Consider the following 26,031-nt stretch of genomic DNA (forward strand, 5'->3'; position numbering starts at 1 on the left):
ATTGGGGAAAGTCTACAACGAATTGGGGTTTTCACCCCCGCCGATTACACTTAACCAAGAAATGGCATCAGATACCAAAATCCCCGCAAATCCAAGCTTTGGTTCAAAGCTCAGGGCTTACTTTGCGCTAACCAAACCGCGGGTTATCGAACTGCTGCTGATCGCCACTGTCCCCACCATGATCCTGGCTGCCAATGGCATCCCATCGCTTTGGCTGATATTTGCAACTTTGATTGGCGGTTCACTCTCGGCGGGAAGCGCCAATGCCTTCAACTGCTACATCGACTCAGACATCGACAAGGTGATGGGGCGAACTAAAAACCGACCACTTGTCACCGGAGAACTCACCCAAACTGAGGCATACCGCTTTGCCTGGGCGCTGGCGATTATCAGCACCCTCTGGTTTGGCCTACTCATCAACTGGCTAAGCGCCGCGCTATCGGTTGCGGCAATCCTGTTCTACGTTTTTGTTTACACGCTCGGCCTGAAGCGCCGCACGCCCCAAAACATAGTGTGGGGTGGGGCAGCTGGCGCTATGCCGGCGCTAATCGGATGGGCAGCCGTGACCAACGAGGTTTCGGCTGCTGCGTGGGTGCTTTTCTTGATTGTTTTTCTCTGGACCCCGCCTCACTACTGGCCCCTCTCGATGCGCTATCTCGAGGACTACCGTGATGCCGGAGTTCCGATGCTCCCGGTGGTGGCTAAAAATGAGATCGTAGGCCGCCAAATCATTCTTTACGCCTGGGCGTATTTCGCAGCTTCTCTGCTTTTGATTCCAATTGCCTCGATGGGCCTCATTTACATTGTTGTGGCGGTGATCTCCGGGCTTTGGTTCGCTATCGAGTCACACAGGCTTTACGCCGAGGCTAGAACCTCAATCCCGAAGAATCCGATGAAACTTTTCCACTTGTCAATCACCCACCTGACCCTGCTGTTTTTGGCCATCGCGGTGGATCCGCTAATTCACCTCTAGCGTTTGATCTCGGCCAAACGGGCTAGAGCTTCATCACGCTCTCTGGAGTGATCCAGAATCGGTGCAGGGTAGCCTTGCGAAAGACCGTCAATAAGCTTCCATGGCTCGTGGACCGCGGCTCCCGGAATGTGCGCAAGCTCCGGAATGTACTTTCTGACGTAATTTCCCTCGGGGTCAAATTTCATACCCTGAAGCACGGGGTTGAACACTCTGAAATAGGGGGAGGCGTCTGTTCCGCAACCCGCAGTCCACTGCCATCCGTGAGCATTTGAGGCGGGATCAAAATCAGTAAGCCAGCGCTCGAACCAGCTTGCTCCAACCTGCCACTCGATGTGCAGATCCTTCACCAGGAAACTTGCAACAATCATTCGGGCCCGGTTGTGCATCCAGCCCGTCGTTGCAAGTTGGCGCATCGCTGCATCAACAATTGGGTAACCCGTTCGCCCCTCATACCAAGCCTGAAGCCCGGCATTGGCCTCAGGAGAGTCGTATCGCAGGTTCGCAAAGCGCGGTTCGTAGTAATCGGTGAGAGTGTGGGGGTTGTTGAAAAGCACGTCGGCATAGAACTCTCGCCAGGCTATTTCCTTGCGAAAGACTTCGGTTCCGGGGCCAGACCCGATGCGAGCAAGAATCGTTCTGGGATGAATTTCACCGTGAGCAAGAGCATGGGAAAGGTGTGAGGTTCCCGAGAGGTCGGTCCGGTCTCTCCCAGTGTCGTATCCGGAAAGGGCTCGATTGACAAATCGCTCGAGAGTGCTAAGCGCAAATGCCTCTGAGGCTCGAATCTGAAAAGGTGCAGGGCCCTGGGGCTTAGGAAGATCTCCATCACCTGCCAGCCAGTTCACGGCAGTCACATCCAGTTGCAAGGGCCTAGGGTGAGGCTGCATCAACCACCTTTTGAAAAACGGCGTGTAGACCCTAACCGCTGTTCCGTCATCTTTTCTGATCGTTCCAGGGGGGACCACGTAATTGCTTCCGACCAATTCGAGTGCGATGCCAGCCTCAAACAATTTCTCAGCCACCGCCGACTGTTCCAACATCGAAGTTGTGTCAAAACCCCTTGTGGCGATTACTCGACTAGCACCAACGCTGCGGGCAAACTCCACCACGTTTGCCTCAGCACCACCCAGCCGGATGCTGAGAGACCCGCCAAGGGTTTGGCGAAGGGATTTGACGGATTCGAGGAGTGAGTGCTGGCGAATCGGAGAGAGAGAATCAAAATCCGCTGGGAAGGAAAATACTGCTGCCAGCTGATCCTGACCGGCGAGCTCAACAGCTCGGTTCAGGGCCTCACTGTCCTGTGTTCTCAGATCCCTGCGGAACCAGTAAACGCTGGTCATCGATTAATTCTTCTAGCGCTCAAAAGCTGGAAGGTTAGAAGAGCACTGAGGCTTGCGGCACCAAACATGTGTATGCCAACCAAAAGCGCCGGCACTCCCATCCTCGCCTGCGCAACTCCAATAAGTGCCTGCGCAATGCTGAAAAGGACTGTTAGAAGCAAAATTCGAGTGGCAAGATCCCGCCAAAGAGACCGAGATACCAACCACTGTGAGGCAAGTTGCGCCAAGAGAAGTGCGAGCAGCACGTAGCCGGGCCAAGCGTGATAGTGCTGCCAAACTTCGAGATCCAAGCCGTTTCGAGGCGTATCAATGTTTCCGGCGTGTGGCCCTGCCCCCGTCACCACGACTCCCATCAAAATGGTTACAAAGCCAACAGCGAGCGTTGGAATCGCTAGCCAACGGTTAATGGATGCGATCTCGCCGAGAGGTTTTGGCAAGGCCCGCCACACCAGCAGGGCAGCGATGCCAATCAGAACCGTTGAGATCACGAAGTGCAGTCCAACAATCCAGGAGTTGAGACCGGTTAGCACCGTGATACCTCCCACAACGGCCTGGGCAATGATGCCAAGACCCAGCAGAAACGCTGGGGTTACCAGCCCGCCCAATTCGACCGCCCGGGCGGTGACCACGATACGTAAGGCACTGAGCAGCATTCCGGCGGCTGAAATTGCAAGGACTGAGTTGGTGATCAAACCAAAGCCGAGTGTCGCCTGCAGCCCAAGCCCCACAACAAGCAGAATCGTGAAGCCAAAGAAGCTAAAGGTTGGGAAAATCAATCGGTCTTTGGCCGGGTGCAGGCGAACCAAAGTGGCATAGGTGAGAAGTGCGATAACCAGAAGCACAAATGTCAGCAGCCGATTGCCAAATTCAATGATGCCGTGGAACCCCATCTCCGCTGTGGTTACCAGAGATTCCTCGGTGCATTTTGGCCAGGTGGGGCATCCCAGTCCGGACGCGGTCAGGCGAACGGCCCCGCCGGTGACCACAATAAGAATTTGAGTGACCAGCGAAAGCCAAACGTAGAGCCTGACCCGCTTGTTGCCGGTCAGGACATCGAACCAAAGGGACTTTAGAAGCCGCAATTTCACTCCAACTTAGGTAAACCTAATCAGTTGCCAGCAAGCACCTGCTGATAGCCTGTGCTGGCCAAGCACAATTCTCCCATCGCTTTTGGGTGAGGGAATACCAACTAACCGGCTGGGTTGAATTGTTTGTCGCAGGAGGAACATGTCAGAGAAAATCATTGACCGACCAGAGCTAGATGAGCTGGGAAACTACGAGTTTGGGTGGTCCGACAAGGACGATGCCGGGGCCGCCGCCAAGCGCGGCATCAATGAGGACGTCGTAAAAGACATCTCGGGCAAGAAGGACGAGCCGCAGTGGATGCTCGATCGTCGCCTGAAGGGCTACGACTTCTTCCTAAAGAAGCCAATGCCATCCTGGGGCTCAGACCTAAGCGGCATCGATTTTGACAACATCAAGTACTTTGTTCGCTCAACCGAGCGCCAGGCCCAGAGCTGGGAAGACCTACCGGACGACATTCGCCAGACCTATGAGCGTCTGGGGATTCCCGAGGCTGAACGCCAGCGCCTAGTTGCCGGTGTGGCAGCACAGTATGAATCCGAGGTGGTTTACCACCAGATTCGCGAGGACCTTGAGGAGCAGGGAGTTATCTTCCTAGACACCGACACTGCCCTGCGGGAGCACCCTGAGATTTTCCAGGAGTACTTCGGAACCGTTATTCCTGCCGGAGACAACAAGTTCGCCGCCCTAAACACGGCCGTCTGGTCAGGTGGATCATTTGTTTACGTGCCCAAGGGAGTAAAGGTTGAGATTCCGCTGCAGGCCTACTTCCGCATCAACACCGAGAACATGGGTCAGTTCGAGAGAACTCTGATCATTGCGGACGAGGATTCTTACGTGCACTACATCGAGGGTTGCACCGCGCCGATTTACCAGTCGGATTCGCTGCACTCCGCGGTGGTGGAGATCATCGTGAAGAAAAATGCGCGAGTTCGCTACACAACTATTCAGAACTGGTCGAACAACGTTTACAACCTGGTAACCAAGCGCGCAATCGCTCATGAGGGAGCCACCATGGAGTGGATCGACGGAAACATCGGTTCCAAGGTCACCATGAAGTACCCCTCGGTGATTCTGGCTGGCGAGTACGCGCGCGGCGAAACCCTATCGGTCGCATTCGCGGGAGAGGGTCAGCACCAGGATGCCGGCGCAAAGATGATTCACCTTGCCCCGCACACCACCAGCTCGATTGTCTCCAAGTCAATTGCGCGTGGCGGAGGCCGCACCTCATACCGCGGCGAAATCCGAGTAAACCCGGGAGCACACCACTCAGCGAACACGGTTCGCTGCGATGCGCTTTTGGTCGACACAATTTCGCGCTCAGACACCTACCCAGCCAACGACATTCGCGAGGATGATGTGTCCATGGGCCACGAAGCAACCGTTTCGCAAATCTCGGCCGAGCAGCTGTTTTACCTGCAGTCCCGAGGCATGCCGGAAGACGAGGCCATGGCCATGATTGTTCGAGGATTCATTGAGCCAATTGCCAAGGAGCTCCCTATGGAGTATGCCCTTGAGCTAAACAAGCTCATTGAAATGCAGATGGAAGGGGCTGTGGGTTAATGGCGCAGCACGGAATTAAAGAGCACTCGCACGGCGGAAACATCCCAATCCAAACCCGAAGTGAGCGCCAGCGCTCCACATCCGTTAGTGATTTCGCGGAAGTTTCCAAGCTTGACGAAATCTGGCGCTACCTGCCCGCGGAAAAACTGCGTGGCCTAGGCGATTTGGTCATGGGGGAGCAGTCTGAATCTGGCGTTGAGTTGAACCTTGCCGAAGGTATTTCGGCCAGGTGGGTTGATTCAACGGACGCAGCCGTAGGAACTGGAGGCCTGCCGGAGGACCGTGTTGCAGCAGCAGCCTGGACCAATGCCTCAAAGACTCTTTTGATTGAGGTTCCTGCTGAACTAGAGTGCGCAGAACCCTCTTTCATCACGATTCGTGGCGAAGGCCCTGAAGCTAAGGCGCTTCACCTGGTGATCCGGGTTGGGCACCACGCCCGCGCCACGATCGTATTGGACCACGTTGGTGTCGGAGTCCTCGGCGAGAACGTTGAGCTGGTTCTAGATGCCCAGGCCCAGTTAAACCTGGTCACCATCCAGGAGTGGGAGGCCGGTTCAAGCCACATCTCCGCTCACTTTGCCAAGCTGGGTAGAGACTCCAGCTTGAAGCACACCGTGGTGTCTTTTGGTGGAGACCTAGTCCGGGTTACTCCTTCGGTTGAGCTTTCCAGCCCGGGGGCCGAAGTCAACATGTATGGCGTTTACCTGGCAGACACCGGTAACTTCTTTGAGCACAGACCCTTTGTCGATCACATCGCCGAGAACTGCGTGTCGAACGTTGCTTACAAAGGTGCGCTGCAGGGCAGGGGTGCTCACACCGTATGGGTTGGAGACGTTCTAATTCGTGAGAGCGCAACTGGCACCAGCACCTATGAGCTCAACCGCAACCTGCTGCTAACCGATGGCGCCAGAGCTGATTCAGTGCCAAACCTTGAGATCGAAACTGGAAAGATCGAAGGTGCGGGTCACGCCAGCGCCTCAGGTCGTTTCGATGACGAGCAGCTGTTTTACCTGCAGGCTCGCGGCATCAACGAGACCGCAGCCAAGAAATTGGTGGTCCGCGGCTTCCTCTCCGAGGTGATTCAGAAGATCGAAATCCCAGCCATCGAAGAGCGTCTAGTGAAGATCATCGAGGCTGAACTAGAGAAGGTTGGTGCCTAATGGCCCTCAGAATTTGCGCACTGGAAGACATTAAGCCCGGAAAATCCTTGCGAGTCAGGGTCGGCGAGGAAGCCATCGCCATCGTCCGCACACCAAGCGGTGAGGTTCGAGCCATCAACGACAAGTGCTCGCACGGAGAGATCTCGCTCTCCGAAGGCTTTGTGGATGACAAGACCATCGAGTGCTGGGCACACGGCGCCAAGTTTGACTTGGTGACGGGCCACCCGCTTAGCCTCCCAGCCTATGAGCCGGTAGCTGTTTACGAAGTGCTCATCGAAAACGGCGACATATTTCTAGAAATCGAAGCGTAAGACTTACCAAAGGAATCCCCATGTCAAAACTTGAAATCAAAAACCTCCACGTATCAGTTGCAACCGAGCAGGGCGCCAAGCAGATTCTGCGCGGTGTTGACCTAACCATCCAGTCGGGGGAGACCCACGCTGTTATGGGTCCCAACGGTTCTGGAAAGTCAACCCTGGCCTACTCCGTAGCCGGTCACCCCAAGTATGAGGTCACCGACGGTGAGATTCTGCTCGATGGTGAGAACGTTCTGGAGATGAGCGTTGACGAGCGAGCTCGCGCAGGTTTGTTCCTTGCCATGCAGTATCCGGTTGAGGTTCCTGGAGTATCAGTTTCAAACTTCCTGAGAACTGCCAAGACCGCGCTAAGCGGCGAGGCTCCAGCGCTTCGCCAGTGGGTTGGTGACCTGAAGACCGCCATGAACAACCTGCGCATGGACCCAGACTTCACCGAGCGCAACGTCAACGAGGGTTTCTCCGGTGGCGAGAAAAAGCGCCACGAGATCCTCCAGCTGGAGCTGCTCAAACCCAAGATCGCAATTTTGGACGAGACCGACTCGGGCCTAGACGTTGACGCTCTAAAAATCGTCTCCGAGGGCGTAAACCGGGCAAAGACCAACACCGACCTCGGCGTCCTGCTAATTACTCACTACACCCGAATCTTGCGTTATATCCAGCCAGACTTCGTCCACGTCTTTGTGGCCGGCAAGGTTGCTGAGCAGGGCGGGCCAGAGCTGGCAGAGCGCCTGGAGGCCGAGGGTTACGACCGCTTCTTGAAAGCCAATGTATGAGTGAGCCCAAGGACCTGAGCGCCGAGCAGTTTGATCGCGTCATTGACGCGATGAAGAACATCATTGACCCGGAGATTGGTGTCAACATAGTCGACCTGGGCTTGGTGTATGGGCTTCAAGAGTCCGATGACGGGGCTTTGCTGATCAACATGACCCTGACATCGGCCGGCTGTCCGCTGACCGACGTAATCGAGGAGCAAACCGCCGACGCCCTTGATGGGGTAGTGGAGGCTTTCCGAATCAACTGGGTGTGGATGCCACCCTGGGGTCCTGAGCGAATCACCGAAGATGGCCGCGAAATGATGCGGGCAATCGGATTCTCAATCTAAAAGAAACCCCAGGGCCTAAGGCCCTGGGGTTTTATCTTTAGCTGAACTTATCTAATCAGCTTCCAGGCCAGCGGCAGCAGAGCGGCCGCGGCAATCGCTTTGATGACATCACCAAACACAAATGGCAGGACTCCGCCGACAATGGCCTGGGGGAGAGTTAGGCCAAGGGAAATCATTAGCCCTGATACTCCGAGCGCGTAAATGACGATGGAGGCACCTGCAAACACCAAGGCTAGTTTCCAAGGGCTCTTGGTCAATCCGCGATTAGCCGCAAAACCCACCAGGGCACCGGCCACCACAAAGCCAATCAGGTAACCAGCGGTTGGTAGAACTCCGGAGAGGGTCTTTGCCGCTGCAAACACTGGCAGTCCCGCAGCTCCCATGGCAAGGTAAGTCGCCATTGACAGGGCTCCGCGACCTGCACCCAAAGTGGCGCCCACGAGCAAAACGGCAAAGGTTTGCAGCGTCATTGGCACCGGAATCATTGGAATCTGAATCTGCGCTGCTACGGCTGTCAGGCTAGCCCCGGCCATCACCAGGGCGAAGTTGTTGATCAAAGAGCGCGGAACAAGCCGGTCAGCGAGGGTGGCTGCAATAGTCATTCATTTTCCTTCTGAGTAAGTCATGAAATTCTATTGGTTTGCATCCTCAAACACCGCGTCATCATCCGCCTGGGTTTGCCGCCTAGTCTTTGGTGCTCGCAGACCCTGCTCCTCTTCCCTAATCCGAAGCTCGTTGCGGTAGGTCCAAAACAGAGCCGCGAATGCCATGATTCCAAACAGCAGCCACTGCAGTGCGTAGGAGAGATGGTTACCCTCATCAAGTGAAGGTTTCGGCATGGGAATCGGTAGAGCCTCGCTCGGGGGAGACTCGGTGACGAGGCGACCGTAGAACCTGGTTTCCAGATCCAGGTTGGTATTTAGGTCGGCTATTTCACCCAGGTCAATTGAGGCCAGCTGCCCAGCCACAGCTCCGCGGTTCAGGTCTGCCTCACCAGCCCGAAGCCTCACTTCGATTTCCGTTACCAAGGAGCTGGGCTTGGGATTGGAAACCGGCTCGGTAATTTCAGACCCGGCGGGCAGCCAACCCCGCTCAATCACGAACACTTCGCCCTGAACGCTCTCAAACAGCGCCAGCTGCAGGAAGCCTGGGGAACCAGAAAGCGGACGATTTCTCACCAGCAGGACAGAATCTTCGATGTAGCCTCCGGAGATTTTGGCCCTTCTCCATTCGGCTACCGGGTTGCCCGAGCTGTCAAACTCCCAGCCAAGCTGTTCGATTAATAAGGCGGGGGCGTCGTAATTTTGCATCACTAGTTCGATCTTGGCTACGCGCTCTTCGCGCCTAGAAAACTGCCACCAGCTCAACAGAGTGGTGACCAGGGCAAACACAGTTACGAGGACCACCCACGGGGCCCATCGCCTGAAATTTGCGCTATTCAATCTCTACAACTCCCAAAAAGAACCCTCGGGTCGTTAGATAGTCAACCAGAAAAGATCGGTGCTCATCACAAGCCCCCCAAGACTTCGTTCTGCTCTCGGGGTGGATCTTTGGATTTCTCCAGCTGATTAGGTGCGTAGCACTCTCAGCGCAACCGGCTCGCGAACACTTATTCATCGTCCACGATGCGAATTTGACTTTGGGAAATAGAAAGTTTGGGGGCGGTGATTTCCGTTGATTTCTGGCTCGGAGTTCCACCCTGGGCATTTGCTAGAACAACGGCGAAGTAGGGCAGGAAGATAGCCAGGGCGAAGAAGATCCACATCAGAATGCCGGTGGTGAACACTCCAGCCACGATGCAAACCATCCTCACGCTCATGGCGATGGTGTATTTGCGCATTCTGATCTTGCGCTCATCATCCGGGGAAATGTCGAGCGAGGTGGCACTCTGCCGTTTGGCCATGTGTCTTCGCCTCTTTCTGATTGCCATTGCTAGGCTTTGGTATTCATAACGCGCAAACCTCAATGGTATTCCCGCAAGGAGCAAAGTTGGAGAATCCAAGAACCGTACTTGTTACAGGTGGAAACCGCGGCATTGGATTCGCCATAGCTGAAGAATTTGTAGCCTCTGGTTACAAGGTTGCGGTCACCGCAAGAAGCGGAAGCGGCCCTCAGGGGTCGCTCACCGTCCGTGCGGATGTCACAGACGGTGAATCGCTGGATGCCGCTCTGGCCCAGGTTGAGTCTGAACTGGGGCCAATTGAGGTCTTAGTTGCAAACGCGGGGATCACCAAAGACACCCTGCTGATGCGCATGACCGACGAGGAATTTGAGAGCGTGGTCAACACCAACCTCTCCGGGGTTTTCAGAGTACTCAGGCGGGTCACCAAGGGAATGATCAAGGCTAAATTCGGCCGAGTAATTCTCATTGGCTCAGTAGTTGGGCTTCTCGGAAGCGCAGGCCAGGTTAACTACGCCGCAACTAAGAGTGCACTGGTTGGCATGGCGCGCTCGGTCACTCGCGAGCTCGGTGGTCGAAACATCACGGCAAACGTCGTCGCCCCGGGTTTTATTGACACCGACATGACAGCTGAGCTAACCGAAGAGCTGCAGGCAAGCTACCGGGCAAAGATTCCAGCCGGCCGCTTTGCTGCCCCGAGTGAAGTTGCAAAGGTGGTTCGCTGGCTAGCCTCGGATGAGGCTGCCTACATCTCAGGTGCGGTAATTCCGGTTGACGGTGGCCTAGGAATGGGCCACTAGGTAGTAACTTTTTCCATAATCGAACTAGGAGAGAACAATGGGAATTTTAGAGGGCAAGAAGATTTTGGTTACCGGCGTTCTCACCGAGGCCTCGATTGCATTTTCAGCAGCGAGGCTTGCGCAGCAGGAGGGCGCTGAGGTCCTGCTGAGCTCCTTCGGGCGGATGCTGCCAATCACCCAGAAGATTTCCGAGCGCCTTCCAAAGCCAGTTCAGGTTATTGAGCTTGATGCCACCAACCAGGAGCACCTTGACGCGCTGCCTGGTGCAATCAAGCAGCACCTGGGCTCTCTAGACGGTATCGTCCACGCCATTGCTTTCGCCCCGCAGACCGCTTTGGGGGGAAACTTCCTGGAGACCCCCTGGTCGGATGTTTCGACTGCCGTCGAGGTTTCCGCATACTCCCTGAAGTCCATCACGACTGCCTGCCTGCCAGTTTTGAACAACCCGAGCTCGGTCGTTGGGCTGACTTTTGATGCAACCGTTTCATGGCCGGTTTACGACTGGATGGGAGTCGCTAAGGCGGCTTTTGAATCCACCTCCCGATACTTGGCCCGCTACCTGGGCGATCGTGGGGTTCGCGTGAACCTGATTTCGGCAGGTCCGCTTCGCACCACCGCGGCCAAAGGAATTCCAGGATTTGCAACTATGGAGGAGCTTTGGACTGGTCGGGCCCCACTGGGTTGGGACCTCACCGACACCGAGGCGGCGGCCAAGGGTCTGGTAGCGCTTTTGAGCGATTGGTTCCCGGCCACCACCGGTGAAATGATCCACGTAGACGGCGGTCTCCACTCCACCGGAGCCTAGAGCGGCAACAGCGGAATAAGCTTTGAAAGATCGCGCTCATTGAGCGCGATCTTTGCTTTCTCCTGGACAATCGGCTTTGCGCAGAATGCGACCGATAGAGCAGCAACCTCCATCATTCCCAGGTCATTGGCTCCGTCGCCGACGGCCATAGTTTTTTCGATGGGGACACCTAGCTGCTTGGACCACTCGAGCAAGGCCTCGGCCTTGGCGGCTCGATCAATAATCTTTCCAAGAACTCTTCCGGTTAGCCTTCCCTCCGAAACCTCAAGGGTATTGGCGCGTTCGAAATCGAAATTCAGGGCTTTCTTGACTGGCCCGAGCAGCTGAATAAACCCGCCGGAAACAGCAGCGGCTTTTCCTCCAAGTTCATGAATTGCTTCGATGAGCTCGCGAGCGCCGAGGGTTGGCGTGAGCTCTTGAGCAACCTCTGCCAAAACGGATTCCGAAAGCCCCTGCAGGGTCGCCACGCGCTCTATCAGACTCTGCGCGAAATCTAGCTCCCCGCGCATCGCTCGCTCGGTTACCTCAGCGACCTGATCTCTGGTTCCAGCGCGCTCGGCCAGGAGTTCAATTGCTTCCTCATTGATCAGGGTCGAATCAACGTCGAAGACCACTAAAAACTTTGTCAAGGCTTAACCAAGAGCCCCTTGGCGACAACGGTAATTCCCGAGTCGGTGACGGTGAAACCGCGCTCTAGGTCGCGCTCCTTATTCACTCCAATACTTGCCCCATCGGAAACCACAACATTCTTATCCAGGATTGCCCTGCGGATAGTGCAGTCACGCCCAATCTGAACATCATCCAAAAGGACGGAGTCGGTGATTAGAGACCTGGAGGAGACCCTTACGTTGGGGGAGAGCACCGAGCGGTCCACAACTCCGCCGGAGACCACAACACCAAGGCTCACAATCGAATCCTGAGTCCTGCCCTGGTTGCCCTCTGAGTCGTGAATGAACTTTGCCGGCGGCAGGTTGATTTGCTGGTTGTAGACCGGCCAGTCCGAGTTGTAGAGGTTGAAGATCGGCATGGTGGAGATGAGGTCCATGTGCGCGTCGTAATAAGAATCTATTGTTCCAACATCGCGCCAGTAGGACTTATCCCTGGCAGTAGCACCCGGAATCTCGTTGAAGGTGAAGTCGTATGCACCGGCAGACCCTTTGGCCACGAAATAGGGGATTATGTCTCCACCCATGTCATGAGATGAATCTGCATTCTCACCATCTAACTCAATCGCCTCAATCAGGCTCTGAGCGTTGAAAATGTAGTTTCCCATTGAGACCAGGGCTTGGGTTGGGTCACCAGGAACGGGATGGGGGTCACTGGGCTTTTCTCGGAAGGCGCTGATCTGGGTGGGGTTACCGTCATCCACCTCGATAACACCGAACTGTGTTGCCAGCGAGATTGGCTGCCTAATTGCAGCAACCGTAGCTTCCATGCCAGAGTCGATGTGAGATTGGAGCATCTGGTCAAAATCCATCCGGTATACGTGATCGGCACCCACTACGACAACGTAATCTGGTCGCTCATCGCTCAAAGCGTTCATGGACTGCAAAATTGCATCGGCACTGCCGGTGTACCAGCGCTTTCCCAGTCGCTGCTGAGCAGGAACCGAAGCAACGTACCCACCCAACAGAGGCGACATTCTCCAGGTTTGAGAGACGTGCCTGTCCAGCGAATGCGACTTGTACTGGGTTAGCACCACAATTCGCCGCAATCCTGAGTTGATCAGGTTAGACAGAGCAAAATCAACCAGGCGGTAACTTCCCGCAAAGGGCACTGCAGGTTTTGCGCGATCAGCTGTCAAAGGCATCAAGCGCTTACCCTCGCCCCCAGCGAGAACCATTCCAAAAACTCGAGTGCGTCCCATAGCCAAATGTTAGTTGTTTGCAAGGCGCAGGACACTAGCATTTCGGTATGCGTGTGGATTTCGTTACCAAAGAGTACCCGCCAAACATTTACGGGGGAGCGGGTGTGCATATCACCGAGCTCGTAAGGGTTCTCCGAGGGCAAATCGAAGCAAAAGTCCACGCCTTTGGTGATCCAGTGAGTGAGCATGACACTTTTGGCTACCCGGTTCCCACTGGTTTTCAAAGTTCTAACTCAGCCCTGCAAACTCTTGCCGTTGATCTATCGATGATTGATGCGATTCAAGGTGCGGATTTGGTCCACAGCCACACCTGGTACGCAAATTTTGCGGGCCAACTCAGTTCAATGCTGCATGGAATTCCCCACGTCATAACCGCACACTCGCTGGAGCCGCTGCGCCCGTGGAAAGCAGAACAGCTTGGGGGAGGGTATGCGGTCTCGTCTTTTATCGAGCGCTCCGCCTATGAACAGGCAACGCGAATTGTTGCCGTATCCAACGGCATGCGAAACGACATTTTGAAGGCATACCCAGATCTCGACCCAGACAAAGTTGAGGTGGTCTACAACGGAATTGATTCCCAAAAATGGCAGCCGCTGCAGGACCCGGATTCAGTCCGGGCTCTCGGCGTCGATCCAGACCAGCGCTCAGTGGTGTTTGTGGGCCGAATCACCCGTCAAAAGGGTTTGCCATACTTCCTGCGAGCTGCCAGCAGTCTACCGGCAGATGTTCAACTGGTTTTGTGTGCCGGTGCACCAGACACTCCGGAAATCAAGGCTGAGGTCGAACACTTAGTCTCTGAGCTCTCAAAAACCCGCTCCGGGGTGGTTTGGATCCCCGAGCACTTGCCGCAGGCAAAGCTGGCCGCCCTGCTAAGTGCTGCGGATGTCTTCGTCTGTCCTTCGATCTATGAACCGCTCGGCATTGTGAATCTTGAGGCGATGGCCTGCGGCGCTGCGGTGGTTGCTACCGCAACGGGGGGAATTCCTGAGGTGGTCGTTGAGGGCGAAACTGGCTGGCTAGTTCCGATAGAGCAGCTTCAAGATGGCTCAGGGACACCGGTTGACGAAGCTAAATTTATTGCCGACTGGTCCGAGACACTAAACCGTGCGCTCGAGTCCAATCAGCTGAATAAATTTGGTGAGAGCGGCAGGAAACGCGCTGTGGCGGATTTCAGCTGGGAATCCATTGCGACTCGCACCATCGAGGTCTATAACCGAGCGCTGAAAAGCTAGGCTGTTGGCGATGTCAACTGTTATCGACCTGCAAAATGTGAGCATTGTTCGCTCGGGAAAACCAATTCTTGACTCGGTGACCTTCGCCGCATCTTCCAGTGAGCGCTGGGTGGTTCTCGGTTCAAATGGCGCCGGCAAAACCACCATGCTCCGCGTGTGTGCGGCCCAAATCCACCCCAGCAGCGGTCAAGCGACGATTTTGAACCAGCGCCTGGGTGAGGTCAACGTTTTCGAGCTCAGAACCCGAATCGGTTTTGCCTCTTCCGCGCTAGCGAATCAGATTCCAAACAGCGAGAGCGTGCTCAATGCGGTTATGACCGCCTCTTACGGCGTTACCGGCCGCTGGAACGAGGAGTACGACAGCATTGATGAGCGTCGCGCGATGCGGGTGCTGCGCGAGTGGGAGCTAGAGGATTTTGCCCAGCGGGCGTTTGGCACGCTTTCGGATGGTGAGCGCAAGCGAGTGCAAATTGCTCGCTCGGTCATGACTGATCCCGAAATGATGCTGCTGGATGAGCCGGTTGCCAGCCTTGACCTAGCTGCTCGCGAGCTAACTCTGCGCCTTCTCTCCGGGTATGCCACCTCTGGAGCTGCCCCCGCCATGGTGATGGTCACCCATCACCTGGAAGAGATTCCAGCGGGGTTCACCCACGCGCTTTTGCTGCAGGATGGCAAGATTTTGGCTCGCGGTGAAATTGGAGCGACCCTCACCAGCGAGGCAATCTCTGAGACTTTCCGCTTCCCCCTTCGGGTTAGCTACCAAGACGGTCGCTTTTCGGCGACCGCTGCCTAGACTTCCACAGCAACAACTGCTAAGCTTTCCCGCTGTTGCTCTTTAGCAAGCAGAATTCACCAAGAAGGACATCATGAAGGCTGAGATTCACCCAACCTACGAGCCAATCGTTTTCCGCGACCTGGCATCGGGAGTTTCTTTTCTAACCCGCGCCACCGTCACCAGCAGCAAGACCATCGAGTGGGAAGACGGCAAGACCTACCCGGTTTACGACGTGGAAATTAGCTCAGCGAGCCACCCTTTCTACACCGGAAAGCAGCGCATCATGGATGCCGCAGGTCGCGTAGAGCGCTTCAACGAGCGTTACAAGAACTTCAGCTAATCCTTGATTGGCCAACCCAATTCCGCCTGGTAATCCGGGCGGTTTTGCTTTTTAAGCCACTGGGCAAAATCCAGGCTCTGCTCGTCTGACCAAATCACCTGGGCGCTGTGAAGTGCTGAGATTTCCATGTCTAAATCCGGGAACTTAGTGGCCTGCCGCTGCGCCAGCAAGCCCGCTGCCACCGCATCGGCCGTTGAATTGTGAGCGTCCTTTAGCTCCACGCCGTAGTCCTGACAGAGCGCCGCAAGAGTGCGCTTTCCACTTCGATACTTCATCATGGCCCTATCTAGGACCAGCGGGTCAATAACTGGGGCTGGGTCAAGCGGAGTGATTCCGTGACGAATTGCCTCAGACTTCAAAATGGTGAAGTCAAAGGGGGCGTTGAAGGCAACCAGCGGCATTGATTTATTTAGTTCTCTTAGTTTTTCAACGATTTCGCTGATTGCCGGCCCCGGTGCAACGCCTTGGGCGGCCGCAATTTCATTGGTAACACCGTGAACCGCACTTGCGGCGGCCGGGATGTCTACGCCTGGATTCAAAAGCCATTCATCTAGCGCCGTGGTGAGGCCATTGGAGTCGAGCACTGCAACACAGGCAGTGACGATACGAGACTGTCTTAGATCAAGACCGGTGGTCTCGAGGTCAAAAACCGCCAACTGTTTACTCCAGCTTGGCCGGCTGGGTTCAAAATCAAAATCTAGCAAGGCACTCCTTTCGCTCAGGATACCCCCGGTGACCCAAACTCCTAGACTGGAGACATGCCCCTGTCAAAAACTTCAACCAGACACCTTTTCGGTCTGGCCAAGGCCAGGGGCAAAAGAGAGAACCTGGCCGGCACGGCGCTGTGGCGTTACAGCACATCCAACCCCAAGGGCAAAATCCTGCTCATTCACGGCTTTCGGGGAAATCACCTCGGGCTAAGTGCGATCGCTGCTGCTCTTGAGGAATACGAGGTTCTAATTCCGGACCTACCTGGTTATGGCAAATCCGAGGAGCTTTTAGGTTCGCATGACCTAAAGAACTATGGTCGTTGGTTAGCAGACCTCTATTCAGAACTGGATCCTGAGACCATGGTCCTTGGGCATAGCTTTGGTTCGTTGGTGGTTGGCTCGGCGATTGCCCAGGGCATGAGTCCTGCAGCAGTAATTCTGCAAAATCCAATCACCGCCCGCTCCAGCGAACAGAAGGATTTACCCAATCGAGTGGCCCGCTTCTTTTACCGGGCCGCACTGGGCCTTGGTCCTGTTGGCTCTGCGCTACTGCGGAGCTGGTTGGTTGTGCGGGTGATGTCAATCGCGATGGCAACAACTTCGAATCTTCGCTTGCGGAGCCTGATTCATCAGCAGCATCACCACCACTTCTCGAATTACCGCTCTGACCGGGTCGCTCACGAGGGGTTTATGGCCGCCTCATCGGGAAATGTCTTGGATTACGCGCAGTGGTTGCAAATGCCGGTTTTACTTATTGCGGGTGAAGGGGATTCAATTGCGCCACTGAGAAACCAAGTGTTGGCGCATCAATTAATTGCCGGATCAAAATTGGTGGTTATCCCAAAGGTTGGTCACCTCACGCACTACGAGACCCCGATTGAGGTTGCGGTGGCGGTTGATGAATTCGCGAGCAAGCTGTGACAAAGCTGTGTTTTGACGCTCGTTTCATAAAACCTGAGCACCCGGATGGCATTTCTCGTTTCAGTCTCAATCTGATCGCTGAACTGGCAACGATGTGTGAGCTGACAGTGCTGATTAGCTCCCCGGAAGTTGCGGCCAAGATGCCTGCCGGAGTGAAGATGATTCAGCTTCCAAATCCCACAAGTGCGCTGGAGGTGCTAACCGCACTGAAATTGAATCGAGCAGGGGTGAAGGTTGTTTTCAGCCCGATGCAAACCACCGGGTCGCTTGGCAAAAAATTCAAGTTGATTCTCACCCTGCACGATCTGATTTACTACCGCCACCGCACTCCACCGAAAGAATTCACTTGGGCAATTCGAGTCCTTTGGCGGCTCTACCACCTAACCTTTTGGCCCCAGCGGCTGGTGCTCAACGGTGCTGATCACGTGGTGACGGTCTCAGAGACCACAAAGCGGCAAATGCTTCAGAAACGGCTCACCGAGCGGCCGATTTCGGTCATTTACAACTCCGCCTCCGGAGCGATTGAATCCCGGGCGTCTTCGAATCACGAAAGCCAGCAGCTTAGCTACATGGGAAGTTTCATAGGTTACAAAAACGTTGAGACGCTGATTCGCGGAATGGGTCTCCTGCCCGATCTAACTCTGGTTTGCCTCTCTAGAATTTCCGACCAAAGACGCAATGAATTGCAAAACTTGGCGGATCAGGTCGGTGCCAAAGTCGAATTCCGAAATGGCGTGAGCGACGAGGAATACAACTTTGAGCTTGAACGCTCGCTTGCCTTGGTGAGTGCATCCAGGGATGAGGGTTTTGGAATTCCTGTGGTTGAGGCGCTTGAGCGCGGGATCCCGGCCGTGATATCCGACATTGAAATCTTTGAAGAAATCGGTGGGGCAGCTGCACTGCGTTTTAGTCAAGATTCAGCACAGGAGTTTGCAAGTCAAGTTAGAAAACTCCAGGATCAGCAGGTCTGGATGAAGCGGTCCGCCCTGGCTATTGAGCAGGCCAGAAACTTCTCTTGGAAAAAATCAGCCGAGCAGTTACTTGTAATCGCCCGGCAGCTCGGAGCCTAGAGACTCTGGAGCCCAGCCGTCTACGCTCCATGCTCCAGAGTGCCGGAAAATGTGGAGTGAGGCATTTTGCAGTCGCTCGCCCGCGGGGGGAATCTTGCCCTGGGAAACTTCGTTTAGGACAAAACGAATAAGTGCCCCGTGAGAAACGGCCAGGACACGACTACCCGCGTATCGGATTTGGATTTCTTCAAGCAGCCGTAGCGAGCGTTCCTTCATTACCAACTTCGAATCAGCTCCGGGGATGTCTTCCAACTGGGCGTAATGGTGCTGCCACTGCTCGTAGGTCATTCCCTCGCCGACCCCGAAGGAGCGCTCCAAGAGCAGCGGCTCCTCGATAACTTCGCCATGCCCCAAAACCTCCGCAACTATTTGAGCGGAGTGCTTGGCCCTGCCGAGCGGTGAGCTCAAAATAACGTCCCAAGCGCCCGGAAGGCTGCGAGCCGCTAAAGAAATCTGGGCAATACCGGCCTCGTTCATGGGGATGTCGGTGGTGCCCTGCAGGCGTAGGTCGATGTTCCAATCGGTTTGACCATGGCGCAGCAGCCCTAAAACGGTGTTTGTCATCTGAGGATAAGTTCCAATACTTCTGAGGTTGAGGCGTTGATTTTGACATCTGCCAACAGGTCTGCTCGTGTTTCACCGAGATTGACAATCACGATGGGTAGATTCAGTTTCTTGGCGGCCTTCACCAACCGAAGCCCGGAGTTCACAGTCAGTGATGTCCCGGCAATCAGCAGCCCCTCAGCCTCACTGACCCAGCGGCCAGCTGTTTCGACCCTTGCGGTGGGGACTTGCTCACCGAAAAAAACTACATCCGGCTTGAAGTGCGAGCCACAGCCGGCGCAATTTGGGACTCGAAAGTTCTGCCCCACTTCAACCTCAGCATCGCCGTCGGGCGTGAACTCAACGTTCTGCTCGCGAGTAACATTTGGGTTCAGGTTTGCGATTCGAGCATCAAATTCGGAGCGGGAGAGTATTTCGCCGCACCCGGTGCAAATCACTCGGTCTAGTCGACCGTGAAGCTCCAAAACGGATTTAGAGCCAGCCCGCTGGTGCAGCCCGTCCACATTCTGAGTGATTAGGTTTTCCACCTGGGCGCTTTTGGCAAGGGCGAAATGCCCTTGGTTTGGATTAGCTAGGGCAACTCGACTCCACCCAACAAAGGAGCGAGCCCAATACCTAACTCGATTTTGCTCGGATCCCATAAATTCATCGAAGGTGAGAGGGTGGCGCGCAACTCTGCCGGCTCCGCGATAGTCAGGAATGCCGCTGTCGGTTGATATTCCAGCCCCGGTAAGAACGCAGAGCCTTTTGCCGGCAAGAACTGCCCTGGCGTGCTCGATCCCAAATTCAACTGCGGGGGAGAGGGAAGTGGTCACCGGGCGAGTTTACTCGCCCGGGGCAAATGATTTGGTGTCCGAAAGGGGACTTGAACCCCTACCTCCTAACGGAGACTAGCACCTCAAGCTAGCGCGTCTGCCATTCCGCCACCCGGACCTGAGAATGAAGAAGACCCTGGGGGCTTCCGCATCGAACCCATAATCTAGCACGAACTGTTTGGGCAAACCAGCCTCAGGTGCTTGGTAATCGGTTATTTCGGCGGTAGCGTAAAGCCCATGCAAGAAGACGCAGCCGTAGCACTGAGGCAATTCATCGCCGCTTTAGAGCGTCACCTGGATGCGTGCGCTACCAAGCGCCCGGGTTCCGACCAGGAAATTCAAGAGGCTTACGATCAGGTGGCGTCCACTTTTGAAAAGTATGAGGACCTGCTGGAATCCAGCTACTCCGAATACCTGCCAATTGTTGCCGAGGATGAATGAGCCCCTTTGAGGCTTTGCTCCTAGGACTTATCCAGGGGCTAACTGAGTTTCTACCAATCTCCTCGTCGGCCCACGTTCAAATTGCGCAGGAGCTTTTGGGTCTGAGTTCCCTAACCAAGCCGCAATTGACCGCCTTCATTGCGACCATTCAAATTGGAACCGAACTCGCCGTGGTCACTTACTTTTTCAAGACGATTCTTGAAGTTTTGAGGGCTTTCTTCAAAAGCGGGCTGCAGCCTTTTTCGAAACAGCCCCCCGAGGCCCGCCTCGGTTGGCTGATCATCATCGGAACCCTACCGATTGTGGCGCTGGGACTGGCCTTTCAAGACCTGATTGAAAACCAATTGCGGCAGCTTTGGATTATCGGAACCATGCTGATTGGCTTTGGGCTGTTGCTGGGTGTTGCGGACAGATTTGCAAAAAAGACCAGAACCATTGAGCAACTGGACCTTAGATCCGGTTTGGTTTTTGGGTTGGGCCAAGCATTAGCGCTAATTCCCGGTGTCTCAAGATCGGGCGGAAGCATCACGGTTGGGTTGATGATGGGATTCACTCGTGAGGCAGCAGCCCGCTACAGCTTCTTGCTGGCAATTCCTGCCGTCCTTGCAGCTGGAGGCTACCAATTCGCCAAGTCCTACGCTGACCTGCCCGCTGATCTCCTTTTGGCAACGGCAGCTGCCACAGCAGTGAGCTTTGTGGTCGGTTACGCCGTCATTGCTTGGCTTCTTAGGTACCTGGTAAAGGGCTCCTACCTACCATTTGTCATCTGGCGCGTAGTCGTGGGTTCGCTAATCCTTCTGGGACTCTGGGCCGGGGTGCTCTAACCCTCTCCAGCGCCGTCCTTGCGTTCTTTGAGGTACTTCTCAAATTCCCTTGCCAGCGCATCGCCCGAAGCCTGTTCGCTATCCAGTTCGTCGCGTTGCTTTTCAAGCTGAACCACGTAGCTAGCCATCTCCTCATCACCTTCGGCGGCATCATCGATGGAGCGCTCCCACTCAAAAGCCTGCTCCGCGAGCTTGGAGGTGTCAAAAGACGCTCCAATCAGGGTTTGCAGCTCCGATAGGAAGCCCAGGGCGGCCTTTGGATTGGTGGTGTTGTGGACGTAGTGGGGAACAGAACCCCAGAGTGAAAGGACCGGAATACCCTCTGCCTCAAAGGTCTGTGCCAGCACAGTCAGAATGCCGACCGGACCCTCGTATCGAGAGGGTTCAATGGCAAATAGCTCTTGTAGCTGGGAGTTCTGACTGGACTTGAAAATCGGCATGGGCCTGGTGTGGGGGACATCAGCCAGCATGCAACCGAGCATCACGACCGCGTCAATTTCTCGATCTTGCACCATCTCGAGTATCTCGGCGGCAAAACTCAGCCAGCGCCTAGAAGGCTCGGAACCCATGAGCAGGTAGAGCCGCTCAAGGGTAGGGTTTTTCTCAATGGCCTCAGGTTCGGCCTGCATAAATTCGGCACCGGGCCAGGACAGCACGCGGTTGCCGTCGACATCAAACTCGATCATGGGTCGAGAAAACTGAAAATCGTAGTAATCCTCGGGATCTACTGCGTCCAGGGTCACCGCTGAAATTTGATCGGCAATCGCTTTGAGAGCACCGGATGCACCCTCGGTGGCATCATTCCAGCCCTCAAAAGCAATCAGTAAAACTCGACCGTGCAGCAAATTTCTCCTAAGTGATAATCACAAACTCTATTTCACCCTCGACAACTAGACTTTAGGCCAATGTCGCAAATCAAGTTTCCAAAGGCCGTGCTGTGGGATATGGATGGCACTCTGATCAATTCCGAGCCCTACTGGCTGCTCAGTGAATCAAACCTAGCCAGCGACTACGGAAAATCTTGGACCCAAGAGCACGGGCATGAACTAATTGGAAAGTCTCTGTACGACTCCTCGGCAATACTGAAGGAGAGATTGAACATCCAGGACCTCTCGGTCCAGGAGGTCATTGACCGCCTGACAAACGAGGTCATCTCAAAACTTCAGGGGGCATTGCCGTGGCGACCTGGAGCGCTTGAGGCGCTGATGATGCTTCGTCAGGCTGGCGTAAAGACCGCCTTGGTGACCATGTCGATGCGACGCATGGCCCTAGCTGTGGTTGATCAAATCCCATTTGAAGCATTTGATGTGGTGGTAGCCGGGGATGACGTTAACCTTGGAAAACCGCATCCGGAACCATATCTCAAGGCGGCACAGCTGCTGGGCCTTGAGGCTAGCGATTGCGTGGCAATTGAAGATTCCGTTACAGGCCTCAGGTCCGCTGAGGCAGCGGGATGCATTCCAGTAGGAGTTCCGAATCTGATGGAACTTCCAGAAACTGGACGCAGGGTAATTTTGCCTAGCCTGGTCGGATTAGACCTCAAGTGGTTGGAGTCATTGGCGTGAGTATTTTTCAAATTGGCGACAAGGTCCAGCTAACCGGACCTGGCGGAAGGTTGAACACCATCCAGCTTGAGGCAGGTGGCCGCTTTGGCACTCACAAGGGAGACCTGCTGCACGATGTAATCATCGGGAAACCCGATGGCTCGGTAGTTGCAAACCAAAATGGCGTCGAGTACCTGGCGCTTAAGCCTCTACTGACCGACTATGTGCTTTCCATGCCGCGCGGCGCGGCAATTGTCTATCCGAAAGATGCCGGCCAGATTCTGGTGGAAGGCGACATATTCCCGGGTGCAACTGTGATTGAAGCTGGAGTTGGCTCTGGTGCGCTCTCAAGTTACCTGCTGCGCGCGGTGGGGGATAGCGGCAGGCTGCTGTCTTTTGAGCGAAGAGAGGAATTTGCTCAAATCGCTCAGGCGAACGTCACCAATCAGCTCGGAAAGCGCCCTGAAAATTGGACGGTTACCATCGGAGATCTTCAGGAGGTATTGCCACAGGTGGTTCGCTCAGCAACGGCCGATCGAGCAGTGCTGGACATGTTAGCCCCGTGGGAGTGCGTTGACGCGGTCTCACAGGCTCTGAAGCCGGGCGGTCTGCTAATTTGCTATGTCGCCACCGTCACCCAGCTTTCGCGCACAGTTGAGGAAATCAAGAATCACGGTGGCTTTACCCCGGCAGTAGCCTGGGAATCAATGGTCAGGGGCTGGCACGTCGAAGGCCTGGCGGTTCGGCCGGATCACCGCATGATCGCACACACTGGCTTCCTACTGACGGCCAGAAGGCTCGCTCCGGACACAGTTCTCCCGCAGTTCAAAAACAAACGAGCGTCAAAAACCGATTACTCGGATGAGGATTTTGAAACTTGGTTGCCGCAAGCCATCGGGCAGCGACCAATCAGTGAGAAAAAACTGAGAAAAACCGTTCGGAAGGTCACCAAAGAGGCCGCCGAGCGAGAGAATTAGAAGCCGAAGTAATCGAAGGACTCCCACTTGCGCAAACTCATCTCGCTTTCTGCCGTCGCCCTGTTGCTAACAGGTTGCGCATCGACCGCCGAAGAGCCAGTCGATCCAGCTAGTTATGCAGCCATGAGCGCAGGCCTAACGGCCAACTGCGAGGCCTTTACTACCGGCGATGCCGTCAAGCAAATCAAAGTCAGTGGCGATTTTGGCGTCTCACCAACCGTGGAATTCCCAACTCCGCTATCTGGCACCGGGGTTGAAACCGCGGTTGTCTTTGAGGGAAATGGTGGAGCAGTGGTTGGCAACCAGCGGGTTGCGCTGCACTTCACCGGCTACAACGCTGCAACTGGTGAGCAGTTTCAAGGTAGTGAATTCGGAACCGAAGACTACATAATTCAGGACATCGTCGAGGGTGGCCTACCAGACTTCTGCTCAGCTCTAAGTGGAGTCCAGGTTGGTTCAAGGGTGGCAGTTCTTTTGGATGCCGAGAACGCGCACCAGAATGCCGGAGTGGAATCGCTGGGCATTGGTCCAGAAGATGGCATCATCTTCATCTTTGACGTGGTAAACGCCTACCTTCCCAAGGCGGTGGGGGAGGCAAAAGCCCCTGAAGCCGGTCTTCCGACCGTGATTTTGGCTCCAGATGGCCAGCCAGGAATTCAAATTCCCGCCAGTGATGCTCCAGCCGAATTCAAGCGCTCAGTTCTTACAGAAGGCGCTGGGGAGGCTATTGCCATCGGAGACACAGTTGTCGTTCACTACAGCGGCTGGACCTGGCAGGGCGAGCAGTTTGATTCCTCCTGGACTTCGAAGGCACCCGCTTCATTCACCGTGTCCTCTGACAACCTCATCGAGGGCTTTGTTCAGGCCTTGGAGGGTGTGAAGGTTGGCTCCCAGGTGGTAGCAGTGATTCCATCTGAGCTCGGCTATGGAGATGCTGCACAGGGTTCAATTCCAGCTGGATCTACTCTGATCTTTGTGATTGACGTTCTGGGCAAGGAGTAGCGGTTTGATCGGGGGAGGGTCATGGCAAAGCAATCACCTGCTGAGCGCCTCTTCACACTGACCTGCTGCCTGGTAGCAAGCCCCCGCATTGGCCTTAGCAAGCAAGACATCTACCGAGCTGTGGCCGGGTATCAAGCCGCCACCAGCGACGAGGCTCGCGATCGAATGTTTGAAAGAGATAAGCAGGTCCTTCGCGAGGCCGGAGTTCGGTTGGAGGTTCTCGAGAACGACAGTTTTGACGAGACCGACCAATCCCGCTATCGGATAGCCAAATCAAGTTTTGAGTGGCCAAAGGGGCTGGAGCTATCTTCGAAAAAGCTTCAGCTTTTGGAGCTGGCGGCTAAAGCCTGGAACAGTCAGCTTCTTGAGGCTCCTGCCCAACAGGGTCTCACTCGACTCAAGTCCTTGGGATTGATGCCGGCCGAGAGCGACCTGAGGCCCTTTAGCCCGAGGCTCTTGGCCCGCCATGCCAGCTTTGCCCCGCTAGCCGCCGCCATTTCGAACTCGGTCCAGGTGGTTTTTGAGTACCAAAAACCAGACGGTGAACTCTCCACCCGTAAGGTTTCACCTCTAAAACTAAGGCAGCTAGAGGGGCAGTGGGTGCTGCTCGGGCTGCACAATTCGCAAATCAAGAATTTCTTGCTTCGTCGCATTTCCTCCAGCGTTACGACACTTCCGGTTGCTGCCGAAAAGGTTGACCAAGTCGCCCTAGGTCAAGCCGAACAAGACCTGAAGGATTTCGTCAGCGGAAACCTGGCAGTTATCGAGGTGGTTCCAGACACGGAGGCAGCCGTCATTTTCAAACCAAATGACGAAGGACTGGTAACCACAACCTTTATGGATGAGGCTCTGTTTGCTGAGGACCTCATGGAGTTTGGCTCTCAGCTCAGGGTAATTTCTCCAGAGAGCTTGCAGCGCAGAATCAAAAATGGACTGAAGGCGGTGGTTAGAGCACATGCCTAAGCAGGAACTAGACGGTGAGGAGCTTTACCAATTGGCCTTGGCCATAGTTGGACTGGTCTTGAAAACCTCTGATCTGACCGTTTCTGATTTGGCCGATCACTTCTTGGTGAGTGAAAAGGTTGTCGTGAAGGCCGTCAGGGCTATCGCCAACAGTGAGGACCTGGATCGCTACCAAACGCACTTTTATGTTGACGAAGATTCCCTCGAGAAGGGGTTGGTTTCATTCGGTTTAGGTCAGGGCTCTCTGGAGTCACCTCCGGTCATGAGCCACGAGCAACTCGCGGCTATCACGATGGGGTTGGAGTACTTGAGCTCGCTTCCAGAATTCAGTGAGAACGAAGACCTGCTCGAACTGAGAAAACTCATCGGTTCTGGTGACACCGTCCCGGTGCAAGCGGGTCCTAGGGTCCAGGCCGAACAAGTCCATCAGCTGCGCGAAGCTGTGGTGAACCAGGTTCGCGCAGAGTTTTCCTATGTAAATCAAACCGGCAAGCGCTCGAGGCGCGTAGTCGAACCTTTACGAATTGACCTAATCGGCTCCAAGCACTACTTACGGGCCTTTTGCCTCACTACCAACGAACTTCGCTCCTTCCGAATCGAGCGGATGACGGAGCTCGCCTTATCGAGCGAGAGCGTTTCCGAGCAGAGCAAGGCTCTAGAGGTCCCCGACGAGGTCTACGGAAACGGTGGTGGAGTTGCGGTTAGTTTGTCGGCCAGCGAATCTGCGGCGGAAATATTCTGGAACTTCCCAGTGGTGGGTGAGGTAAAACGCACGGATGCTGGTCTGGAGGGTGAGATTTTGGTGGGTTCACTGCCGGCCCTTGCCCGACACGTCGTCCGGTACGGCGGGGCAGTGCGGGTTTTATCACCCCAGGCCGCCAGGGATCTGGTGAGAGAATTTGCGCTGCAATCCCTTGGTGAAGCAGGAGTAGGGGAGGAGTGA

At 55.1% G+C, this 26,031-nt stretch carries 31 protein-coding genes, 1 tRNA gene and 1 pseudogene; 20 read left to right on the forward strand and 13 right to left on the reverse strand.

Annotation, left to right across the window (positions count from 1 at the left end; translation table 11 throughout):
- The first annotated feature begins 61 nt into the window (after positions 1-61).
- Entirely contained in the window at positions 62-973 is a 912-nt protein-coding gene (locus HRU87_RS03835; RefSeq protein WP_173493615.1) for a heme o synthase, read from the forward strand.
- Here HRU87_RS03835 and HRU87_RS03840 read toward each other — a convergent pair.
- Positions 970-2,313 carry a cryptochrome/photolyase family protein gene (locus HRU87_RS03840; protein WP_173493616.1) on the reverse strand — a complete coding sequence of 448 codons (1,344 nt, stop codon included), beginning with the start codon at positions 2,311-2,313 and terminating at the stop codon, positions 970-972. The two genes, HRU87_RS03835 and HRU87_RS03840, sit on opposite strands and share 4 nt — an antisense overlap.
- Positions 2,310-3,362, reverse strand: coding sequence for a COX15/CtaA family protein (locus HRU87_RS07150; RefSeq protein ID WP_425483687.1), 1,053 nt, complete (start codon positions 3,360-3,362; stop codon positions 2,310-2,312). The genes HRU87_RS03840 and HRU87_RS07150 overlap by 4 nt, the downstream gene beginning before the upstream one ends.
- 178 nt (positions 3,363-3,540) lie before the next feature.
- Here HRU87_RS07150 and sufB point away from each other — a divergent pair, with 178 nt between their 5' ends.
- Entirely contained in the window at positions 3,541-4,959 is a 1,419-nt protein-coding gene (gene sufB, locus HRU87_RS03850) for a Fe-S cluster assembly protein SufB (RefSeq protein WP_173493617.1), read from the forward strand.
- Here sufB and HRU87_RS07225 read toward each other — a convergent pair.
- A pseudogene (locus HRU87_RS07225) lies at positions 4,956-5,063 on the reverse strand (hypothetical protein); the annotation flags it as partial. The gene sufB and the pseudogene HRU87_RS07225 sit on opposite strands and share 4 nt — an antisense overlap.
- 66 nt (positions 5,064-5,129) lie before the next feature.
- On the opposite strand from HRU87_RS07225, the gene sufD reads away from it, so the two are divergent.
- The 4 genes from sufD to HRU87_RS03870 are packed head-to-tail and all read left to right on the forward strand — an operon-like array spanning position 5,130 to position 7,538.
- On the forward strand, positions 5,130-6,119 hold the full coding sequence (sufD, locus tag HRU87_RS03855; protein WP_425483688.1) for a Fe-S cluster assembly protein SufD: 990 nt from the start codon (positions 5,130-5,132) through the stop codon (positions 6,117-6,119).
- Positions 6,119-6,430 (forward strand): non-heme iron oxygenase ferredoxin subunit, encoded by a 312-nt coding sequence (locus HRU87_RS03860; protein WP_173493619.1) that lies wholly within the window; start codon positions 6,119-6,121, stop codon positions 6,428-6,430. Before sufD ends, HRU87_RS03860 begins: the two co-directional genes overlap by 1 nt.
- A gap of 20 nt (positions 6,431-6,450) precedes the next feature.
- Positions 6,451-7,209 (forward strand): Fe-S cluster assembly ATPase SufC, encoded by a 759-nt coding sequence (sufC, locus tag HRU87_RS03865; RefSeq protein ID WP_173493620.1) that lies wholly within the window; start codon positions 6,451-6,453, stop codon positions 7,207-7,209.
- Positions 7,206-7,538 carry a metal-sulfur cluster assembly factor gene (locus HRU87_RS03870; RefSeq protein WP_173493621.1) on the forward strand — a complete coding sequence of 111 codons (333 nt, stop codon included), beginning with the start codon at positions 7,206-7,208 and terminating at the stop codon, positions 7,536-7,538. Before sufC ends, HRU87_RS03870 begins: the two co-directional genes overlap by 4 nt.
- Positions 7,539-7,585: 47 nt before the next feature.
- Here the strand turns inward: HRU87_RS03870 and HRU87_RS03875 are convergent, their stop codons facing one another.
- From HRU87_RS03875 to HRU87_RS03885, 3 genes are all read right to left on the reverse strand, one after another.
- The gene (locus tag HRU87_RS03875) at positions 7,586-8,140 is read right to left on the reverse strand and encodes a biotin transporter BioY (RefSeq protein ID WP_173493622.1); all 555 of its coding nucleotides are present in this window, start codon (positions 8,138-8,140) and stop codon (positions 7,586-7,588) included.
- Between the two features lie 30 nt (positions 8,141-8,170).
- Positions 8,171-8,980, reverse strand: a complete 810-nt coding sequence (locus HRU87_RS03880; protein WP_484463051.1) for an SURF1 family cytochrome oxidase biogenesis protein — start codon at positions 8,978-8,980, stop codon at positions 8,171-8,173.
- Between the two features lie 167 nt (positions 8,981-9,147).
- A complete protein-coding gene (locus HRU87_RS03885; RefSeq protein ID WP_173493624.1) occupies positions 9,148-9,441 on the reverse strand; it encodes a DUF3099 domain-containing protein in 294 nt (97 codons plus the stop codon).
- A 62-nt stretch (positions 9,442-9,503) separates the two neighbouring features.
- Here HRU87_RS03885 and fabG point away from each other — a divergent pair, with 62 nt between their 5' ends.
- Positions 9,504-10,238, forward strand: coding sequence for a 3-oxoacyl-ACP reductase FabG (fabG, locus tag HRU87_RS03890; RefSeq protein WP_173493625.1), 735 nt, complete (start codon positions 9,504-9,506; stop codon positions 10,236-10,238).
- A gap of 37 nt (positions 10,239-10,275) precedes the next feature.
- On the forward strand, positions 10,276-11,043 hold the full coding sequence (gene fabI, locus HRU87_RS03895; protein ID WP_173493626.1) for an enoyl-ACP reductase FabI: 768 nt from the start codon (positions 10,276-10,278) through the stop codon (positions 11,041-11,043).
- Here the strand turns inward: fabI and serB are convergent.
- Together serB and glgC are read right to left on the reverse strand one after the other, a co-directional pair.
- Positions 11,040-11,672: a phosphoserine phosphatase SerB gene (gene serB / locus HRU87_RS03900; protein WP_173493627.1), complete on the reverse strand. Its 633-nt coding sequence runs from the start codon at positions 11,670-11,672 to the stop codon at positions 11,040-11,042. The two genes, fabI and serB, sit on opposite strands and share 4 nt — an antisense overlap.
- Positions 11,669-12,910, reverse strand: coding sequence for a glucose-1-phosphate adenylyltransferase (gene glgC / locus HRU87_RS03905; protein ID WP_173493628.1), 1,242 nt, complete (start codon positions 12,908-12,910; stop codon positions 11,669-11,671). Before glgC ends, serB begins: the two co-directional genes overlap by 4 nt.
- A gap of 47 nt (positions 12,911-12,957) precedes the next feature.
- Between glgC and glgA the strand changes: the two genes are divergently transcribed.
- The 3 genes from glgA (at position 12,958) to HRU87_RS03920 (ending at position 15,257) form a co-directional block, all read left to right on the forward strand.
- The gene (gene glgA / locus HRU87_RS03910) at positions 12,958-14,142 is read left to right on the forward strand and encodes a glycogen synthase (RefSeq protein WP_173493629.1); all 1,185 of its coding nucleotides are present in this window, start codon (positions 12,958-12,960) and stop codon (positions 14,140-14,142) included.
- Between the two features lie 10 nt (positions 14,143-14,152).
- Positions 14,153-14,935, forward strand: a complete 783-nt coding sequence (locus tag HRU87_RS03915) for an ABC transporter ATP-binding protein (RefSeq protein WP_173493630.1) — start codon at positions 14,153-14,155, stop codon at positions 14,933-14,935.
- A 73-nt stretch (positions 14,936-15,008) separates the two neighbouring features.
- Positions 15,009-15,257 (forward strand): type B 50S ribosomal protein L31, encoded by a 249-nt coding sequence (locus HRU87_RS03920; RefSeq protein ID WP_173493631.1) that lies wholly within the window; start codon positions 15,009-15,011, stop codon positions 15,255-15,257.
- Here the strand turns inward: HRU87_RS03920 and HRU87_RS03925 are convergent.
- Positions 15,254-15,961, reverse strand: a complete 708-nt coding sequence (locus HRU87_RS03925) for an exonuclease domain-containing protein (protein ID WP_173493632.1) — start codon at positions 15,959-15,961, stop codon at positions 15,254-15,256. The genes HRU87_RS03920 and HRU87_RS03925 overlap by 4 nt on opposite strands.
- A 54-nt stretch (positions 15,962-16,015) precedes the next feature.
- Between HRU87_RS03925 and HRU87_RS03930 the strand changes: the two genes are divergently transcribed.
- Positions 16,016-16,888 (forward strand): alpha/beta fold hydrolase, encoded by an 873-nt coding sequence (locus tag HRU87_RS03930; protein WP_173493633.1) that lies wholly within the window; start codon positions 16,016-16,018, stop codon positions 16,886-16,888.
- The gene (locus HRU87_RS03935; protein WP_173493634.1) at positions 16,885-17,958 is read left to right on the forward strand and encodes a glycosyltransferase family 4 protein; all 1,074 of its coding nucleotides are present in this window, start codon (positions 16,885-16,887) and stop codon (positions 17,956-17,958) included. Before HRU87_RS03930 ends, HRU87_RS03935 begins: the two co-directional genes overlap by 4 nt.
- Here HRU87_RS03935 and HRU87_RS03940 read toward each other — a convergent pair.
- The 3 genes from HRU87_RS03940 to HRU87_RS03950 all read right to left on the reverse strand — a co-directional run bounded on the left by HRU87_RS03940 (position 17,926) and on the right by HRU87_RS03950 (position 19,455).
- A complete protein-coding gene (locus HRU87_RS03940) occupies positions 17,926-18,522 on the reverse strand; it encodes a histidine phosphatase family protein (RefSeq protein ID WP_173493635.1) in 597 nt (198 codons plus the stop codon). The two genes, HRU87_RS03935 and HRU87_RS03940, sit on opposite strands and share 33 nt — an antisense overlap.
- Positions 18,519-19,337: an NAD-dependent protein deacetylase gene (locus tag HRU87_RS03945; protein WP_173493636.1), complete on the reverse strand. Its 819-nt coding sequence runs from the start codon at positions 19,335-19,337 to the stop codon at positions 18,519-18,521. Before HRU87_RS03945 ends, HRU87_RS03940 begins: the two co-directional genes overlap by 4 nt.
- A gap of 32 nt (positions 19,338-19,369) precedes the next feature.
- Positions 19,370-19,455, reverse strand: a tRNA-Leu gene (locus tag HRU87_RS03950).
- Between the two features lie 119 nt (positions 19,456-19,574).
- On the opposite strand from HRU87_RS03950, the gene HRU87_RS03955 reads away from it, so the two are divergent.
- Together HRU87_RS03955 and uppP are read left to right on the forward strand one after the other, a co-directional pair.
- The gene (locus HRU87_RS03955; RefSeq protein ID WP_173493637.1) at positions 19,575-19,778 is read left to right on the forward strand and encodes a hypothetical protein; all 204 of its coding nucleotides are present in this window, start codon (positions 19,575-19,577) and stop codon (positions 19,776-19,778) included.
- Complete coding sequence (uppP, locus tag HRU87_RS03960) at positions 19,775-20,602, forward strand: undecaprenyl-diphosphatase UppP (RefSeq protein ID WP_173493638.1); 828 nt, start codon at positions 19,775-19,777, stop codon at positions 20,600-20,602. The genes HRU87_RS03955 and uppP overlap by 4 nt, the downstream gene beginning before the upstream one ends.
- Here uppP and HRU87_RS03965 read toward each other — a convergent pair.
- Positions 20,599-21,447: a PAC2 family protein gene (locus tag HRU87_RS03965; RefSeq protein WP_173493639.1), complete on the reverse strand. Its 849-nt coding sequence runs from the start codon at positions 21,445-21,447 to the stop codon at positions 20,599-20,601. The genes uppP and HRU87_RS03965 overlap by 4 nt on opposite strands.
- 60 nt (positions 21,448-21,507) lie before the next feature.
- Here HRU87_RS03965 and HRU87_RS03970 point away from each other — a divergent pair, with 60 nt between their 5' ends.
- Genes HRU87_RS03970 through HRU87_RS03990 form a run of 5 tightly spaced genes read left to right on the forward strand, consistent with a single transcriptional unit; the run spans position 21,508 to position 26,031 of the window.
- Positions 21,508-22,167, forward strand: coding sequence for an HAD family hydrolase (locus HRU87_RS03970; RefSeq protein ID WP_173493640.1), 660 nt, complete (start codon positions 21,508-21,510; stop codon positions 22,165-22,167).
- Positions 22,164-23,123 (forward strand): tRNA (adenine-N1)-methyltransferase, encoded by a 960-nt coding sequence (locus HRU87_RS03975; RefSeq protein WP_246247185.1) that lies wholly within the window; start codon positions 22,164-22,166, stop codon positions 23,121-23,123. Before HRU87_RS03970 ends, HRU87_RS03975 begins: the two co-directional genes overlap by 4 nt.
- A gap of 27 nt (positions 23,124-23,150) precedes the next feature.
- Positions 23,151-24,125 carry an FKBP-type peptidyl-prolyl cis-trans isomerase gene (locus HRU87_RS03980; RefSeq protein WP_173493642.1) on the forward strand — a complete coding sequence of 325 codons (975 nt, stop codon included), beginning with the start codon at positions 23,151-23,153 and terminating at the stop codon, positions 24,123-24,125.
- 21 nt (positions 24,126-24,146) lie between these two features.
- Positions 24,147-25,088, forward strand: coding sequence for a helix-turn-helix transcriptional regulator (locus HRU87_RS03985; RefSeq protein WP_173493643.1), 942 nt, complete (start codon positions 24,147-24,149; stop codon positions 25,086-25,088).
- Positions 25,081-26,031: a helix-turn-helix transcriptional regulator gene (locus HRU87_RS03990; protein WP_173493644.1), complete on the forward strand. Its 951-nt coding sequence runs from the start codon at positions 25,081-25,083 to the stop codon at positions 26,029-26,031. Before HRU87_RS03985 ends, HRU87_RS03990 begins: the two co-directional genes overlap by 8 nt.

This window comes from Aquiluna borgnonia (assembly GCF_013283855.1).
Lineage (GTDB): Bacteria > Actinomycetota > Actinomycetes > Actinomycetales > Microbacteriaceae > Aquiluna > Aquiluna borgnonia.

What these genes read in the sequence shown, in the direction of transcription:
- HRU87_RS03835 (WP_173493615.1), top strand. Translation starts at nt 62, where the DNA reads ATGGCATCAGATACCAAAATCCCCGCAAATCCAAGCTTTGGTTCAAAG.
- HRU87_RS03840 (WP_173493616.1), bottom strand. Translation starts at nt 2,313, where the DNA reads ATGACCAGCGTTTACTGGTTCCGCAGGGATCTGAGAACACAGGACAGT.
- sufB (WP_173493617.1), top strand. Translation starts at nt 3,541, where the DNA reads ATGTCAGAGAAAATCATTGACCGACCAGAGCTAGATGAGCTGGGAAAC.
- sufD (WP_425483688.1), top strand. Translation starts at nt 5,130, where the DNA reads ATGGGGGAGCAGTCTGAATCTGGCGTTGAGTTGAACCTTGCCGAAGGT.
- HRU87_RS03860 (WP_173493619.1), top strand. Translation starts at nt 6,119, where the DNA reads ATGGCCCTCAGAATTTGCGCACTGGAAGACATTAAGCCCGGAAAATCC.
- sufC (WP_173493620.1), top strand. Translation starts at nt 6,451, where the DNA reads ATGTCAAAACTTGAAATCAAAAACCTCCACGTATCAGTTGCAACCGAG.
- HRU87_RS03870 (WP_173493621.1), top strand. Translation starts at nt 7,206, where the DNA reads ATGAGTGAGCCCAAGGACCTGAGCGCCGAGCAGTTTGATCGCGTCATT.
- HRU87_RS03875 (WP_173493622.1), bottom strand. Translation starts at nt 8,140, where the DNA reads ATGACTATTGCAGCCACCCTCGCTGACCGGCTTGTTCCGCGCTCTTTG.
- HRU87_RS03885 (WP_173493624.1), bottom strand. Translation starts at nt 9,441, where the DNA reads ATGGCCAAACGGCAGAGTGCCACCTCGCTCGACATTTCCCCGGATGAT.
- fabG (WP_173493625.1), top strand. Translation starts at nt 9,504, where the DNA reads ATGGTATTCCCGCAAGGAGCAAAGTTGGAGAATCCAAGAACCGTACTT.
- fabI (WP_173493626.1), top strand. Translation starts at nt 10,276, where the DNA reads ATGGGAATTTTAGAGGGCAAGAAGATTTTGGTTACCGGCGTTCTCACC.
- glgC (WP_173493628.1), bottom strand. Translation starts at nt 12,910, where the DNA reads ATGGGACGCACTCGAGTTTTTGGAATGGTTCTCGCTGGGGGCGAGGGT.
- glgA (WP_173493629.1), top strand. Translation starts at nt 12,958, where the DNA reads ATGCGTGTGGATTTCGTTACCAAAGAGTACCCGCCAAACATTTACGGG.
- HRU87_RS03915 (WP_173493630.1), top strand. Translation starts at nt 14,153, where the DNA reads ATGTCAACTGTTATCGACCTGCAAAATGTGAGCATTGTTCGCTCGGGA.
- HRU87_RS03920 (WP_173493631.1), top strand. Translation starts at nt 15,009, where the DNA reads ATGAAGGCTGAGATTCACCCAACCTACGAGCCAATCGTTTTCCGCGAC.
- HRU87_RS03930 (WP_173493633.1), top strand. Translation starts at nt 16,016, where the DNA reads ATGCCCCTGTCAAAAACTTCAACCAGACACCTTTTCGGTCTGGCCAAG.
- HRU87_RS03940 (WP_173493635.1), bottom strand. Translation starts at nt 18,522, where the DNA reads ATGACAAACACCGTTTTAGGGCTGCTGCGCCATGGTCAAACCGATTGG.
- HRU87_RS03955 (WP_173493637.1), top strand. Translation starts at nt 19,575, where the DNA reads ATGCAAGAAGACGCAGCCGTAGCACTGAGGCAATTCATCGCCGCTTTA.
- uppP (WP_173493638.1), top strand. Translation starts at nt 19,775, where the DNA reads ATGAGCCCCTTTGAGGCTTTGCTCCTAGGACTTATCCAGGGGCTAACT.
- HRU87_RS03970 (WP_173493640.1), top strand. Translation starts at nt 21,508, where the DNA reads ATGTCGCAAATCAAGTTTCCAAAGGCCGTGCTGTGGGATATGGATGGC.
- HRU87_RS03985 (WP_173493643.1), top strand. Translation starts at nt 24,147, where the DNA reads ATGGCAAAGCAATCACCTGCTGAGCGCCTCTTCACACTGACCTGCTGC.
- HRU87_RS03990 (WP_173493644.1), top strand. Translation starts at nt 25,081, where the DNA reads ATGCCTAAGCAGGAACTAGACGGTGAGGAGCTTTACCAATTGGCCTTG.